Source organism: Leucobacter sp. (assembly GCF_053528595.1).
Genome location: NZ_JAIVPF010000088.1, coordinates 31,467 through 46,448, shown reverse-complemented (window position 1 = coordinate 46,448; position 14,982 = coordinate 31,467). Strand labels below are relative to the sequence as shown.

15 protein-coding genes are annotated in these 14,982 nt (G+C 68.6%); 11 read left to right on the top strand and 4 right to left on the bottom strand.

Annotated features, from left to right (window positions below; all coding sequences use genetic code 11):
* The 3 genes from ACWKZU_RS18185 to ACWKZU_RS18175 all read left to right on the top strand — a co-directional run.
* Window positions 1-276, top strand: a 276-nt coding sequence (locus ACWKZU_RS18185) for an SCO6880 family protein (RefSeq protein WP_449283750.1), incomplete at its 5' end; no start/stop codon positions are given.
* Window positions 277-395: 119 nt separating this feature from the next.
* Window positions 396-1,631: a hypothetical protein gene (locus ACWKZU_RS18180; protein ID WP_449283749.1), complete on the top strand. Its 1,236-nt coding sequence runs from the start codon at window positions 396-398 to the stop codon at window positions 1,629-1,631.
* Entirely contained in the window at window positions 1,628-3,139 is a 1,512-nt protein-coding gene (locus ACWKZU_RS18175; protein ID WP_449283748.1) for an ATP-binding protein, read from the top strand. Before ACWKZU_RS18180 ends, ACWKZU_RS18175 begins: the two co-directional genes overlap by 4 nt.
* 81 nt (window positions 3,140-3,220) lie before the next feature.
* On the opposite strand, the gene ACWKZU_RS18170 is transcribed toward ACWKZU_RS18175, so the two are convergent.
* Both ACWKZU_RS18170 and ACWKZU_RS18165 read right to left on the bottom strand, forming a co-directional pair.
* Complete coding sequence (locus ACWKZU_RS18170; RefSeq protein WP_449283747.1) at window positions 3,221-4,474, bottom strand: MFS transporter; 1,254 nt, start codon at window positions 4,472-4,474, stop codon at window positions 3,221-3,223.
* Between the two features lie 45 nt (window positions 4,475-4,519).
* Window positions 4,520-4,882: an ArsR/SmtB family transcription factor gene (locus ACWKZU_RS18165; protein ID WP_197464291.1), complete on the bottom strand. Its 363-nt coding sequence runs from the start codon at window positions 4,880-4,882 to the stop codon at window positions 4,520-4,522.
* A 110-nt stretch (window positions 4,883-4,992) separates the two neighbouring features.
* Between ACWKZU_RS18165 and ACWKZU_RS18160 the strand changes: the two genes are divergently transcribed.
* From ACWKZU_RS18160 to ACWKZU_RS18145, 4 genes are all read left to right on the top strand, one after another.
* A complete protein-coding gene (locus tag ACWKZU_RS18160; RefSeq protein ID WP_449283746.1) occupies window positions 4,993-5,565 on the top strand; it encodes a hypothetical protein in 573 nt (190 codons plus the stop codon).
* Window positions 5,562-7,349 carry a type IV secretory system conjugative DNA transfer family protein gene (locus tag ACWKZU_RS18155; protein ID WP_449283745.1) on the top strand — a complete coding sequence of 596 codons (1,788 nt, stop codon included), beginning with the start codon at window positions 5,562-5,564 and terminating at the stop codon, window positions 7,347-7,349. The genes ACWKZU_RS18160 and ACWKZU_RS18155 overlap by 4 nt, the downstream gene beginning before the upstream one ends.
* Window positions 7,350-7,436: 87 nt before the next feature.
* Window positions 7,437-7,898: a single-stranded DNA-binding protein gene (locus ACWKZU_RS18150; RefSeq protein ID WP_449283744.1), complete on the top strand. Its 462-nt coding sequence runs from the start codon at window positions 7,437-7,439 to the stop codon at window positions 7,896-7,898.
* Between the two features lie 12 nt (window positions 7,899-7,910).
* Window positions 7,911-8,483, top strand: coding sequence for a hypothetical protein (locus ACWKZU_RS18145; RefSeq protein WP_449283743.1), 573 nt, complete (start codon window positions 7,911-7,913; stop codon window positions 8,481-8,483).
* Window positions 8,484-8,597: 114 nt separating this feature from the next.
* Here ACWKZU_RS18145 and ACWKZU_RS18140 read toward each other — a convergent pair whose 3' ends face one another.
* On the bottom strand, window positions 8,598-10,094 hold the full coding sequence (locus ACWKZU_RS18140; protein WP_449283742.1) for a recombinase family protein: 1,497 nt from the start codon (window positions 10,092-10,094) through the stop codon (window positions 8,598-8,600).
* A 34-nt stretch (window positions 10,095-10,128) separates the two neighbouring features.
* Between ACWKZU_RS18140 and ACWKZU_RS18135 the strand changes: the two genes are divergently transcribed.
* From ACWKZU_RS18135 to ACWKZU_RS18120, 4 genes are all read left to right on the top strand, one after another.
* Window positions 10,129-10,701, top strand: a complete 573-nt coding sequence (locus tag ACWKZU_RS18135) for a hypothetical protein (RefSeq protein ID WP_449283741.1) — start codon at window positions 10,129-10,131, stop codon at window positions 10,699-10,701.
* Between the two features lie 162 nt (window positions 10,702-10,863).
* Window positions 10,864-12,363: an arylsulfatase gene (locus ACWKZU_RS18130; protein WP_449283740.1), complete on the top strand. Its 1,500-nt coding sequence runs from the start codon at window positions 10,864-10,866 to the stop codon at window positions 12,361-12,363.
* Complete coding sequence (locus tag ACWKZU_RS18125) at window positions 12,360-13,295, top strand: formylglycine-generating enzyme family protein (protein WP_449283739.1); 936 nt, start codon at window positions 12,360-12,362, stop codon at window positions 13,293-13,295. The genes ACWKZU_RS18130 and ACWKZU_RS18125 overlap by 4 nt, the downstream gene beginning before the upstream one ends.
* Window positions 13,292-14,197, top strand: a complete 906-nt coding sequence (locus tag ACWKZU_RS18120) for an HAD family hydrolase (RefSeq protein WP_449283738.1) — start codon at window positions 13,292-13,294, stop codon at window positions 14,195-14,197. The genes ACWKZU_RS18125 and ACWKZU_RS18120 overlap by 4 nt, the downstream gene beginning before the upstream one ends.
* A gap of 9 nt (window positions 14,198-14,206) precedes the next feature.
* On the opposite strand, the gene ACWKZU_RS18115 is transcribed toward ACWKZU_RS18120, so the two are convergent.
* Entirely contained in the window at window positions 14,207-14,893 is a 687-nt protein-coding gene (locus tag ACWKZU_RS18115; protein WP_449283737.1) for a TetR/AcrR family transcriptional regulator, read from the bottom strand.
* Window positions 14,894-14,982 lie beyond the last annotated feature (89 nt).

Sequence of the window (14,982 nt, the reverse complement as noted above, 5' to 3'; positions counted from 1 at the left end):
GCTCAGCGGGCGAAGATCGGGCAGATCGAAGACGCCTCCCAGACCGCCGAATACCAGGACGTGCTCCAGCAGGAAGCCGACCTCACCGCAGGCCACGGAATCCTGCGCTACACCGGCCTCATCAGCGTCTCCGCCCCGACAGTGGAAGAGTTGGACGCGGGGGTGGCGGCAATCGAACAGGCTGCCATCCAAGCCTCCTGCGAGACCCGGCTCCTGGTGGGCCAGCAGGCTGCGGCGTTCACCGCCGCCGCGCTGCCACTGTGCCGCCGCGTCTGATCGCGCACAGTCGCCGGCCCCCGGCCCAGTGATGGCGGTGGCGTGGTGCGTGCACCTGAGGGGTGAGCCCGAACCACGGGCTCGCCCCTCTCTGTTCGCCCACCGTCTTGGAGGCTGTGATGCCCACGTTCCACGACCCGCTCGCCGATGCGGCCGAAGCCTCCGAGGCACTGCGCGGCCTGGCCCACGCCTCCCGCGTGTTCGATGACCCGGCCGATACCTACCGAGTGTTCGGTGACCTCGTCGCGGGGGTTCGGTCGCTGCGCCAAGTCCTCGACCAGCTCGCCACCACCCACCTGGACGCGCGGGATCGCGCGTTCGACGATGACGGCAGCGCCGCCGCGGGTGCGGCGTCCGCGCTGGCAGCCGCCGATGAGCTGCACCAGGCCGGCACGCTGCTGGATCAGGCCTACGACCGGCTCGACGCCGCGTTCTCGCACTCCGGGCGGATCGCCTGGCACTCCGAACCGGTCGTCGACCGAGACGCCCAGCGGGAACGCCTGGCCGCACGGCTCGACGGCGACCCCGCCAGTAGGACCGTGCGGGCCGGTTCGCTCGCGTTGGCGGTGTGGCCCGATGCCCCGGTGGGTGAGCATCAGCGCTACGCCTACCGAATCACCCACACCACCACCGACCAGACGGTGGACGGCCGGGACCTGTTCACCGGCGCCGGCACACTCGTCGACCCCGACCGCGCCCTCCGCGACCTCGCGACCTACCTGAGCGCCGCGGGCGAGGCTCGCCAGTACGCGCTCGACCAGCCCGGCAGCAGCCTGGAGCACGAGGGCCTGTTCCCGGCGTGGGTGGCCGAGGCCGCCCGCACCAACACCGACGCCCTGGCCGCGCTGAGCGAGCGCGACTCCACCGAGCGCGTCGCCGGACCCGCGCAGGTGGGGCGGCGGTGGCTCAACGTGGCCTTCCTCCAGGGCGAGGAGGCCGATGCGGTACTCGATCTGATCGACCGCGACGGCACCGACGCCGCCATCGGACACTTGAGCGGGTACGACTATGGCGAGGAGACCACCCAGGCGGCCTTGGAGAACGGGTACGTCTACGACGACCAGCCACCCACCGGCAGCACCGACCGAACCGTCCAGGACGGCGGGTACGCGCTGACCTACAACCACGCGCTCGGGCATGTGGGCCTGTACCGGGAGTTCGACACCCCACCCGACCCCGCACTGCACGAGGCCGAGCAGCCGCCCTCGGCGGTCGTCAACGAGCAGCCACACCACGCGCCCGCACCGGCTCGGGAGGCGTCGGCTGCCCGGCGCGCTGCCCTCGGCGCGGACCGCGACTGGTACGCCCACCCTGCTGGCACCGCCGGCCAGTCCGGGCGGGGGCTGTCACTGTGAGCGGCGAGGGAGGCGAGCGGGAGCGGCTGCACACCTCGGTCCTCGTCGCCCCCGCCAAGGAGCGCCGCCGGCTGCGCAAGCAGCGCCGACAGGCCGCGGCGAGGCTCCAAGCCGAACAGCACGCCGCCGAGAAGACCGCCGCCCGCGCGAAGGCCGAGACTGAGCGCGCCGAACGCCGCGCCACCACCTACCTGCCCGCCGCCGGTGAACCCGGCCCCGCCGCGCTACGCACACCGGGCCGGTTCCGCCTCCCGCGCCACCAGGACACCTCAGCGACCCTCGCCGGGGCGTATCCGTTCGTCGCCGAAGGCGGACTCGGCTCCGACGGGGTGTTCGTCGGCCAAGACCTCTACTCCGGCGGCAGCTTCGTCTACGACCCCTGGGTGCTCTACGCCCGCGGCATCATCACCGCACCCAACGTGGTGCTCGCCGGGATCGTCGGCTCCGGAAAGTCCTCCCTCGCCAAGTCCCTCTACACCCGGTCCCTGCCGTTCGGGCGCCGCGTCTACGTCCCCGGCGACCCCAAAGGCGAACACACCGCCGTCGCGAACGCGGTCGGCGGACGCGCGATCGTCCTGGGCCACGGACTGAACACTCGCCTCAACCCCCTCGACGAAGGCCACCGCCCCGGCGGGCTCACCGATGAGCAGTGGAAGACGACCGTGGCTTCGCGGCGTCGTGATCTGATCGGCGCTCTGGCCGAGACCGTCCTGGCGCGAGGGTTGACGCCGTTGGAACACACCGCCATCGACCTCGCGTTGACTGCCACGGTGCGGGAGAACGACGTGCCGATCCTGCCCACCGTCGTCGACCACATCCTCAACCCGAGCAGCTCAGAGACGGACACCGACGGCCGGCTGGCAGAGGACGGCCGGCTCGTCGGACACGCCCTGCGCAGGCTGGTCGCCGGGGACCTCCAAGGACTCTTCGACGGACCCTCCACCGTCGCCTTCGATCCGTCACTGCCGATGATCAGCCTCGACCTGTCCCGAGTGACCGAGAACTCCACGCTCATCTCGGTGCTGATGACGTGCTCGTCGGCGTGGATGGAGTCAGCCCTGCTCGACCCGAACGGCGGGCAGCGGTGGGTGATCTACGACGAGGCCTGGCGGCTCATGTCCCACCCGGCGTTGTTGAAGCGGATGGATGCGCACTGGCGGCTGGCCAGGCATTACGGGATCGCGAACATGCTGATCTTCCACAAGCTCTCCGACCTCGACAACGTCGGCGACGCCGGCTCAGCCATGCGCTCCCTCGCCAACTCCCTCCTGGCCAACGCTGAGACCAGGATCGTGTACCGGCAGGAGTCCGACCAGCTCGGCCCCACCGCCACCGCGCTCGGGCTGACCGGCACCGAGCAGAAACTCCTCCCGTCGCTGGGCGTGGGTCAGGGGTTGTGGCGGATCAAGGCCAGGAGCTTCGTGACCCAGCACCAGTTGCACCCGGCCGAGCTGGAACTCTTCCGGACCGACCAGCGCTACACCGCCTCACAGGTTCAGAAATCCTGAAGCCTGATTCGTGGGAACCGGCGGATGGAGGGCCGCTTTTCAGGGTTGTGAGGGTGCGTGTTCGTGGAACATGCGCCCTCATCATTGGGCCGCAGGCTGCTGACGGCCGCTGTGGTTAGACGGCGTCGACGGGCGCGGAACTCTACGCCAGGTGAGAGCGGTGAAGAGCGCACCGAGGATACCGATTGCGACGAGCACAAGCGCGATGGCGTCGAGACCGATCGTGGCACCGAGAACACCGGCAAGAGGGTAGGTGATGAGGAAACAGGCGTGGGAGAGGGAGAACTGGGCGGCGAAGACGGCGGGTCGGGTCTGCTCAGTGCTGCCTCGACGCAGAAGCCTGGCCGATGGGGTGAGGATCGTGGAGGTCGCAGATCCCAGCAGCGCCCAGATGGCCAGCAGCGCGATCCACTGGGATGGGCCCTCCATCCAGGCGATACTCCCGGCCGTGGCGAGGAGCAGGGTGGGGAGCGCGATCCCTCCGGTGAGCATGACCGGTCTGTCTGGCAGTGTCTCCAACAGTTTCGGCATGAGGAGAGCGACGACCATCGAGCCGCCTCCGTAGGCAGCGAGTAAGAGAGCGGCGTCTGATTGAGGTCGCCCTAGCTCGCCGAGAACGAGCACGGTGGAGTTGACGATGACCATAGCGGTGGTGGTCGCGACGACGAGGTTCAGGCCCATCAGCCCGCGCAGCTCTCTATCGGCCCAGAAGGCCTGTGCGCCGCGGGTAAGGCGGTTGAGGAACGGTGTCGGTGGCGGCGTCTCGATTCGCGGAAAACGAGAAGCGATGACGAGCGCTGCGGAGATGAGGAATCCGATCACAGTGCCGACAAAGAGGTTGTGGTAGCTGATCACGGTCAGCAAGGCGGCGGCGAGCGTCGGGCTCAGCAGCGATTCGAGGTCGTAGGCCAGCCGTGACAGTGACAATGCCCGGGTGTAGTCGTTCTCGTCAGGCAAGACCGAGGGGATGACGGCTTGGAATGTGGGGGTGAAGGTCGCCGAGGCGGACTGGAGCAGGAAGATCAGAAGGTAGATCTGCCACTCCTCGGTCACAAACGGCAGCGAGACGGCGACTCCAGCGCGGATCAGATCGGCGACGATGAGTACCGGCTTGCGGGGCAGACGTGCGAGTAGGGCGGTGGTCACCGGAGCGACGGCGACGTAGGCGACCATCTTGATGCTCATCGCCACGCCCATGACGATCCCGGCATTTCCGCCAGCGATGTCGAAGGCGAGCAGGCCGAGTGCGACCGTGAGCAGTCCGGTACCCAGCAGTGCGATGGCCTGCGCGGTGAACAGCTTCGCGTAGGTCGGATTCCGAAGGACGGTGAGCATGAGGTCGGGCCGATCAGATCGAGAACAAAAGGGGGGCGGCAGGCGCTACTGAGGTGTGTGGTGGTGCGGTGGTGTCTGCCCGTTGGCGATTGCGTGCTCTGCCTGCTTGATCGCCTCGACGACGACAGCGAGGGCGTGTTCGTCAGTGAGCTTGTAGAGCACGCTCGTGCCCTCCTGCCTCGTTGTGACCATCCGCGCCATCCGCAGTCGGGCGAGATGCTGGGAGACCCCGGGAGGTTTCTTGTCGACGATCTCTGCCAGTGCCTTGACCGGCAGTTCTTCGGCGCGCCGCAGTGCGAGCACGATCCTGATCCGAGTCGGATCGGACAGGATGCCCAGCACCTCCGCAGCCAGGTCGACGTATTCCGATGCCGGGTCCATCCCGCATAACTGCTTATCTGCGTTCATACGCATATACTAACACTCCTGTGAAGGCCGAGCACCGGTGAAGTGTGTTGCGCCCTGACCGCAGACCGTTCCCGGTCCTCTCTGCGGGCGTACTGGTGCACCTGGCCGGTATGGGTTCCAACGCCGATCTTCCTTCTCGCCGTAGCCGCCGCAACACGCCGCCCGATGGGCCGCCGGTGGTGTTGCCGCACGTGATCATCACGGTCACCGAGACCGGTGCCCTGGAGGTCACCGTCGACGGCGACGTCTTCCCGCCACCGGCTGAGGGGCCGGCGTGGACGCGGGGTACCTTTGGCGCCCTCCTCGATGCGATCACCGCAGACCGCACGGTCGCGGTGCGGATCGAGGTCCGCGAGAGCGACGGGACCGTGTTCACCGACCTCATCCACGCCCGCAAACCCACACCGCCACGACCCGCAGAGGCCGAGCCGAGTCAACCGCGCGGCAAGCACACCAAGACCAAGCCGGCACCGGAGCTGGTGGAGGTCACCGGTGAGGGGTTTGTGCCCGGCGAGGACATCGCTGTCGCCCTGATTGTCGCGCGCACCGATGCCACTGGCACCGGTCACGCCCGCGCCCTGCTCGATGCCAGTCGCCTCGCTGGGCTGCTCGACGATGGCGTCGGAGAGGTCGTGCTGCTGGGCCGGGTCTCGGGCACGGTCCAGGTGCGGCGGCTGCCATGACCGGCCCGGCGCCGGGGCGGCAGACCGGGAGCCTGGGCGACGAGCTGACCAACGCCGCCATCATCGCCCTGATCGGCGCGTTCGGTGTCGCACTCGTCCTACGCGCCGCCGGCAGTGCGGCGGCGTTCCTGACCGGCACACCCCAACCCGCCGCCGGACCTGCATCCGGGCTCGGGGTGCTGTTCAACCCCACCGACCCCGCCACCGCGCTCGATGCCGAAGGGCTGAGCCCGGTCGCCTACTGGATCGTCACCGCGATCTTGCTCGGTGGCCTCGTGACGGCTGGCGGGTGGGTGTGGGTGAGGCTGCGTCGCCACTCGCGCAGGGTCGAGACCGACCCGCGACGCCTGGCCGGCACGGCCACGGCACATGAGGTCACCCAGACCGCCTCTTCGAAGGCATTGCTACGCCGAGCCACGACACTGCGCCCGTCACTCGATGAGCCGACGCCCTCCGATGTGGGATACCTGCTGGGCCGTTCACGAGGGAAGCAGGTGTGGGCCTCGGTGGAGGACTCGATCCTGCTCATCGGTCCACCCCGCTCCGGCAAAGGCCTGCATGTGGTCATCAACGCCATCCTCGACGCACCCGGAGCCGTCGTCACCACCTCCACGCGTCCGGACAACCTCACCGCGACCCTCCGCGCCCGCCAACGCGAGGGACGGCCGGTGGCGGTGTTCGACCCCCAGCCCCTGGCCGAACGCATCCCTGCCGGGATGCGCTGGTCACCGATTCGCGGCTGCCACGACCCACTCACGGCGATGATCCGCGCCACCGGCCTCGCCTCCGCCACCGGCCTGTCTGCGGGCGGAGTGGAGTCCGGCGGGTTCTGGGAAGGCAAGACCCGCACCGCCCTCCAAGCCTTGCTGCACGCCGCCGCCCTCGACGGACGGCCACCCTCAGAGTTGTTCCGCTGGACCCTCGACCCCACGGCCGCCGCCGAAGCCGTCGCCATCCTCACCAACAGCACCCAGGCGGCGACGGGGTGGGCGGACTCGCTTGGGGCGATGATCGATTCGGACCCCAAGACCCGCGACTCCATCTGGCAGGGCGTGGCGCTGGCCCTCGGTGCCCTGGCTGACCCGCGGGTGCTGGACGCGGTGTCGCCGGGGCCGGGTGAGGACTTCGACCCCGAGACCTTCATCCAAGCCCGCGGCACCCTCTATCTGCTCGCCACCGGGGCGGGGGCCGGCGCATCCGCCGCTCTGGTGGCGGCGTTCGTGGAAGACCTCATCGAAACCGCGCGCCGGATCGCGGCCCGCTCACCCGGCGCCCGTCTCGACCCACCACTGCTGCTGGCACTCGATGAGATCGGCAACCTCGCCCCATTGCCGAGCCTCCCGACGCTGATGGCCGAGGGCGGTGGCACCGGCATCACGACGCTGCCCGTGTTGCAGTCGCTCGCTCAGGCGCGGGAGAAGTGGTCTGACAATGCCGCCGGGGCGATCTGGGACGCCTCCATCGTCAAGGTGATTCTCGGTGGCGCCTCCAACTCCCGCGACCTCCAAGACCTCGCCACCCTGATTGGGGAACGCGACGAGTACACCGACAGCGTGACGCTTGGCGATCACGGGACGCGGTCGAATCAGCGTTCGGTGCGCCGAGTGCCGATCCTGCCGCCGGATCGCATCCGGATGCTCCCGTTCGGCACCGGTGTCACCCTCCTGCGCGCCGCGCCACCGATCATCACCGACCTTCGTGCCTGGCCGTCCCGTTCCGACGCCGACCAGCTTAAGACCGACCGGGCCGAGATCGAGACCATACTGCGCCGCCCTGATTCTTGAGTCGGCGAGACGTGAGCAAGAGAGCGCACCTGTCTGTCACACGGGCCGCCAGCCCGGTGGCGTAATGCACAGACAAGGAGCACTCTCATGGCGATCGACACCCAGCAGGCCGTCTCGGGGTTCATTGCGACTGAGCCGCGGCTGACGTACTCCGATGACGGGGTTCCACGGTTCTACGCACGAATCGGTATCGAGCACTCGCGTCAGGAGCCGGATGGATCATTCACACAACTCGACCCGACGTTCCACGACATGACAGCCTTCCGCAAGGCCGCCGAGGAAGGCGTCGCCCGGTTCAGCAAGGGCGACAAGTTCATCGCGACCGGCCGTGTCCGCGAGTACACCTATGACAAGGACGGCCAGAGCGTCGAAGCTGAGGAGTTCATCGTCAGGCGTTTCGGACACGACCTGGCCCGCACCCGCTACGACGTCGACCGAACACCCCGCCGGCAGGCTCCCAGACCTGAGGCACCCGCACGTGAAGCACCCACCTTCGAGACCAACGCGCAGCCAACGCGGGCCAGCCAGGCACCGAGCCTCGGAATGTGAGGCGACACGGTGATGAGCGACTACGTACCCGAGCCCGACTCGGCCGATCTCGACGACGAGCTGGACGACGACTTCGTGGGCGAAGAGCCCACTTCTGAGCCGCCGCATCCGGTCAACTGGAATCTGCTCTCCGCGCATGACCTGGAACAGGAATGGTTAGCGCTGAACCGCTGGGTGGACTGGCTGCGGCACACCTACGGACTGCCGGCCTCGGTGGTCCCCCCGTTCTGGCACCACCACGCTGAACTCCTCTGGGAGCTGTCTGCTCTGCACTTGCACTGGCTGGGTGCATACGACCCCGAGCAGAACGCTTCTGCGGCGATCGGCTGGCATCGTGACTTCGCCGACGCCCGGCAGCGCCTACGCGATTGGGTCTCAGCCTCTGGCACCCGCATCGATCGCGACCGGCCCACCAGGCAGACGACCTGGCCCGGTGAACCATCCGCGCCGCCGGTCGAAGACGTTCTCATTGAGGACCGCGACGCTGAGTTTGTCGAGTTCGTCTACGCGCAGGTCGCTGAACGCGAGGCGCAAGAGGAAGAGTTCTACCGAACCCTTGATGAACGCACCGGGGAAGCGCGATGAGTACCGCGCGGAGCACGAAGGAACGCACCGAACTTGACCGGCTCCGTCAGGCTGGTCGGGAACTCGGTGCGTCCTTCATGCCGCTGACCAAGCGGCAGGCCGCCGCGGTTCGCACTATCCTGCTCGGCTCCACCGGTAAGAGTCAGGAACAGCAAACCGAGGCGTGATCTTGATCCGCTCGGGATCAAAGATGCCCCCAAGCTGGCGAGCCTTCACGATACGGATGTCGAACAGCATCTTCACCAGTCGCCGCTTCTCCAGCAGCACCAGACCCTCCCAAGCCGCGTCGAGGTCCTGAGTTCGGACCAGCTCGAGCAGCCCCGCGTCGGACACAGGAGGAACCGCGGCCTGCGCCGCCTGCTCGATCTGCGGGTTCAGGCGCCGCTCGATACTCGACAGCATTGTCAAGCTGATCGCGCCCTCGGCATACTGTTCGGCAGCCTCGTCCAGACGCTGCCGCAGTGCCGCCAGGCGCTCCTCGGCCTCGCCGACACGCTCGCTCCAGCCCTCGTCCGACGCGGCAATGACCGCCATGCTCTCGGGCTCGGAAAGCCATCCCAGGAGCGCGCCGACAACGAAGGCATCGGTTCGACCGACATCGATGCTGACCTTGCGGCATCCCGCAATCGGGCAGACGTAGTTGTTCCGGGAGCTTCCATCCTTGCGCGGAATCACACCGTTGAGGCGCACCAACGGTCGTGAGCAGTAGCCGCACTTCGCGATGAACGACAGCAACCACTTCGGATGGCTGTGATTGTCCTCCTCGACATAGCGCGTGCGGACCGCGCGATCCGACAGCACGCGGTTGACCTCCTCCCACCGCTCGCGCGGGATGATGGCAGGCCAATCGGCTTCGCCGATCACCTCACCGCGGTACTTGCGCAGTCCTGCGATCGTCGGGCTCTTCAGCAGTTGCCGCAAAGAGGAGTTCATCCAGCCGCGGGAGTGATCACTCGTCGGCTTCATCGGCGTCGGGACGCCTTGCTTGTTCAATCGAGTAACGATCGCGTTCATGGGCACGCCGCTGAGAATCTCGTCCACCGCGTTGACGATGATCGCGGACTTCTCCGGGTCGATCTCCTGACGGAGCAAGGCACCCGTGCGCTCGTCGTAGACCCGGCGATACCCATACGGCAGACGCCCGTGCGGCCTCCCCTTCTTCGCGTTCAGACGGACCGTGCGAAGCTGCCGCTCGCGGATGACCGCGGCATCCTTCTCCGCGGTCAAGAACTCCAACCCCATCATGAACGCATCATCACTGCGCTCGAAGTCATAGACCCGACCACGGGTGAGGTACAGCACGCCAGCCTCCTGGCACGCCGCACGGAGCTGGACATAGGCAAGGAGTTCACGACCCGCTCGGGACGGCTCCCACGTCACGAACGCGTCGTACTTCTTCGACGCGATGAGCTGTAGTGCCTCCTCGAAGCCCTCCCGCTCACGAGTGCGCCACTGCGAGGCAGAGCGGTTCGCGTCGGTGATGACCTTCCCGACCGTCCAACCCTGCTGGTCACACCAGGCGCGGCAGTCAGTCTCCTGGTCATCGGTGGCGCGCATCAGATAATGGCGGTCCATCGAGGCTCGGGTGTAGATAAGTGCTGTGGTCTCCATAGCAGTAGGTGCTCTTCCTGTATCTGCTATCGGAGTGCTTGGTGAGCCCACCAACGACCTCGACACCGACATGCTCGCCGCGATGGAGGACCTGCTCGACTCGTGGCCGGGCACGTTGATCGTGGTGTCGCACGACCGCTACTTCCTGGAGCGGGTCACGGATCAGCAGTACGCGATCCTCGACAGACGCCTGCGGCACCTGCCGGGCGGAGTGGACGAGTATCTGAAGCTGCGGGCGGCGGAGGACCGGGATCGTGCTTCTGGCGGGGCGGGCTCCTCCCGTCATCCTGCGCGAGCGGAGCGGGTCGCAGGATCCAGCGCCGGTGCGGATCCCGCGACTGCACGCAGGACGACGGATGGCGGGACGCCCGGTGCCCCGGCCCTCACCGGAGCCGAGCGCCGCACCGCGGAGAAGGAGCTCGCGGCGGTCGAGCGCAAGATGGAGCGCCTGCAGTCCGACGCGGCGAGGGCTCGCGACGGGCTCGCCACCCTCGATCAGAGCGACTACACCCTGCTGAACGCGGAGATGACGAAGATCACCGCGCTCGAGGACGAGGTCGCGGCGCTCGAGGAGCGCTGGCTCGAACTCTCGGAGCAGCTCGACTGACCCTCTTCGCGAGCCGCCTCACGACCCGGATCCGCTCGCGTCACCCGATGCGGGTGAAGCGCGGCGCGGCGCCCCGACCGCGCGGCCGATACTGAAGCCCTGGCCCAGCGCCCCTCCCGGCGCGGCCACGGATCCGTATCTGGCTCGAAGAAGGGCGACACCATGGCAGAGCAGCCGAACATCCTGATCATCTGGGGCGACGACATCGGACAGACCAACCTCAGCTGCTACAGCGACGGGTTGATGGGCTATCGCACCGAGAACATCGACCGGATCGCCGAGGAGGGCGTGCGCTTCACCGACTACTACGGCGAGCAGAGCTGCACGGCGGGCCGCGCGGCCTTCATCACCGGCCAGAACCCCTACCGCACCGGCCTCACCAAGGTGGGGATGCCGGGCGCCGACATCGGACTGCGAGCCGAGGACCCCACGATCGCCACGGCGCTGCAGGAGCAGGGTTACGCGACGGGCCAGTTCGGCAAGAACCACCTCGGAGACCGGGACGAGTTCCTGCCGACCGCCCACGGCTTCGACGAGTTCTTCGGCAACCTCTACCACCTCAACGCCGAGGAGGAGCCCGAGCACCCGGACTATCCCACGGACGAGGAGTTCCCGGGCTTCACGGAGCGCTTCCGGCCGCGCGGCGTCATCCGCTCCTGGGCCAATGGCGACGGCACCCAGCGGATCGAGGACACCGGGCCGCTGACGAAGAAGCGCATGGAGACCTGCGACGAGGAGTTCCGCGACGCGGCGATCGACTTCATGGAGCGCAAGGCGGAGGAGGATCAGCCCTTCTTCCTCTGGTTCAACGCCACCCGGATGCACCTGCGCACGCACGTGAAGGAGGAGGACCGGGGCCGCGCGGGGCGCTGGCAGTCCGAGTACCACGACGGGATGGTCGGCCACGACGAGCTGGTCGGCACACTCCTCGACGCCCTCGACGAGCTCGGCATCGCGGAGAACACGATCGTCATGTACTCGACCGACAACGGCCCGCACATGAACAGCTGGCCGGACGCCGGGATGACGCCGTTCCGCAGCGAGAAGAACTCGAACTGGGAGGGGGCCTACCGGGTACCGGCGATGGTGCGCTGGCCGGGCCGCATCGAGCCCGGGACGGTGCTCAACGGCATCGTCAGCCACAACGACTGGTTCGTGACCCTGCTGGCCGCCGCGGGCGAGCCGGCGATCGCCGAGAAGCTCAAGGAGGGGACCACCCTCGCGGGCGACGAGTACCGCGTGCACCTGGACGGCCACAACCAGCTCGACTACATCACCGGCGCCGTCGCCGAGAGCCCCCGCCGCCACTTCTTCTACGTGAACGACGACGGAGACCTGACGGCGATGCGCTTCGACAACTGGAAGCTCGTCTTCCTCGAGCAGCGCGCACCGGGAACGCTGCGACTGTGGGCGGAGCCGTTCACGGAGCTGCGGGTGCCGAAGCTGTTCAATCTGCGCACCGACCCGTTCGAGCGCGCCGACGTCACGTCGAACACGTACTACGACTGGCTCATGGACCGGGTGTTCCTGCTGGTGCCCGCCCAGGCGTACGTCGCACGCATGATCTCCACGCTGGCGGACTTCCCGCCGAGGCAGAAGTCGGCGTCGTTCAGCATCGACCAGGTGCTGGCGAAGCTGCAGGAGGGGGTCTCGAGCGCATGACGCGGATCGAACTCGCGGGCGGCGAGTTCTGGATGGGGTCGGACCGGCACTATCCGGAGGAGGCGCCGGCCCATCGCGTGCGGGTCGGCGCCTTCGGAATCGACGCCCACCAGGTCACGAACGCCCGCTTCGCCGAGTTCGTCGACGCGACCGGTTACACGACGGTGGCCGAGCGGCCGCTGGATCCGAGTGAGTTCCCCGGCGCCCCGGCGGAGAACCTCGTGGCGGGCTCCATGGTGTTCACCCCGACGCCAGGTCCGGTCGACCTGCGCCATCTCAGCCAGTGGTGGGCCTGGACGCCTGGCGCGTCGTGGCGGCACCCGGAGGGCCCGGGGTCGGGGATCGACGACCGCGGCGACCACCCGGTGGTCCACATCGCCCACGAGGACGCCGAGGCGTTCTGCGCGTGGGCCGACGCGGTGCTGCCGAGCGAGGCGCAGTGGGAGTTCGCCGCGAGAGGGGGCCTGGACCGCGCCGAGTTCGCGTGGGGCGACGAGAAGCACCCGGGCGGGCGGATCATGGCGAACACCTGGGACGGCCCCGACTTCCCCTGGCGCTCCAGCGGCGAGTCGGGGTACGCGCGCACGGCGCCGGTCGGATCCTTCCCCGCCAACGGCTTCGGTCTCTTCGACACGGCCGGAAACGTCTGGGAGTGGACCGCCGACTGGTGGTCGGAGCACCCCGCGGAGGCCGCCTCCGACTGCTGCGTGCCGGTCGATCCGCGCGGCGGCGCCGCCGAGGGCAGCCTCGACCCGCGGCAGCCGCAGTTCCGCGTGCCCCGCAAGGTGATCAAGGGGGGATCCCACCTCTGCGCGGACAGCTACTGCCGGCGCTATCGGCCCGCGGCGCGCAGACCGCAGATGATCGACACCGGCATGAGCCACGTCGGCTTCCGCTGCGCGTGGCCGGCGAACGGGGAGGGGACACGATGACGCTTCCGTCCTGGCGGCCGGGTGCCGCGCGCGACCGGCTCGTGGCGCTGCTCGACGCCTCCCCGGGGATTCCGGAGGAGGAGCGGCTCGCGGTCTTCGACAACGACGGGACCCTGTGGTGCGAGCGGCCGCACTACGTGCAGGAGATGTTCCTCATCGACGCGCTGGCGCAGCGCGCCGCCCGCGATCCCGGCCTGCACGCGCGCGAGGAGTACCGTGCGCTGCTGGACGGCGACGCCGAGGCGATCGCGCGCATCGGCATGCTGCGGATCGTGATGGCGCTCATGGAGCTGTTCGCGGGGCAGGATCCGCGGGACTACACCCGGGAGGCGCGCGAGTTCGCGGAGCGCTGGGTGCACCCGGAGCTCGGCGTGGGCTGCGACGGGCTGGTGTACCAGCCGATGCTGGAGCTGCTCGAGGAGTTCCGCGAACGCGGATGGACGATCGGGATCGTCTCGGGCGGCGGCGTGGAGTTCGTGCGGGCCGTCTCGCGGCGGCTCTACGGCGTGCCGCAGGAGCTGGTGGTCGGCAGCGTGGTCGAGCACGAGCTGACACCCGCGGGAGAGCTCAGGCGCACGGCGACGATCCTGGGCGCCGTCAACGAGGGCCCCACGAAGGTCATGAACCTGCAGGGTGCGCTCGGGCGCCGTCCGCGGTTCGCCGCGGGCAACTCCGGGGGAGACACCGACATGCTCGCCTGGACGGCCGCCGGCGGGGGGCTCGCGCTCGTGCTCGACCACGACGACCCCGACCGGGAGTTCGCCTACGAGGGGCGCGCCGAGAGCTTCGCCCAGGCCGAGACCCTGGCCGAGACGGCCCGTCGCGAGGGATGGACGGTCGTCAGCATGCGCGACGACTGGGACCGGGTCTTCCGATCGTCTGGAGGAGGAGGGGCGCGTTGAGAAAGGGGGTCAGCGGGCGCTGATCGCCTCGACGCCGGCGATCGTCGCCTCGACGACGTAGCGGAAGTAGCGCTCCCGCATGCGCGCAGCCGCCTCCCCGCCGCTCGCGAACGGCTCGATGAAATCGGTGCCGAGGGAGGCGAACCCGGGGCTCTCGACGGCCAGCGCGCGATACTCCGCCATCATGGCGGCGTGGTCGCGCGGGCCGTCGTCCTCGTGCAGGAGCCGGTCATCGCCCATGGAGATCGTGAGCGTCGCGTTGTTCATGAGCGTGGAGTAGGCGAACAGCGCGTCGTCGCCGAAGCCGGCCGCCTGGAGCTTGCCCACGCCGACATCGAAGGTCGGCGCGAGCGACGGGAAGGGCACGCCGTGCATGAGCAGCCACTTCGCGACCCCGGGGTACGCGGTCAGCAGCGGGTAGACGGCCTCGAGCAGCTCGCCGAACCAGGCCTGCCAGTCCAGCCGCTCCGAGGGGAGGGGCAGTTCGGAGAGCACCCGCTCCGTGACGCGTCGAGCGAGGAGATCCTTGCCGCCGACGTGGTGGTAGATGACGGAGGGGGTGACGTCGAGGCGCCGCGCGAGGTCCCGGATCGACCAGCCCGACAGGTGGGAGTCGCGGGTCAGTTCGAGCGCCGCGTCGATGATCCGCTCGGGAGTCATCCCGTGATGGAACGGAGCGGTAGGTTTCTGCGCCACGGAGTTCCCCCTCTTCTCGATCAAGTATCGCGGACATCGATCGGGTGAAGAAGTGAGGCATGCCTTACCTTACTTGTGTATCATCCGAT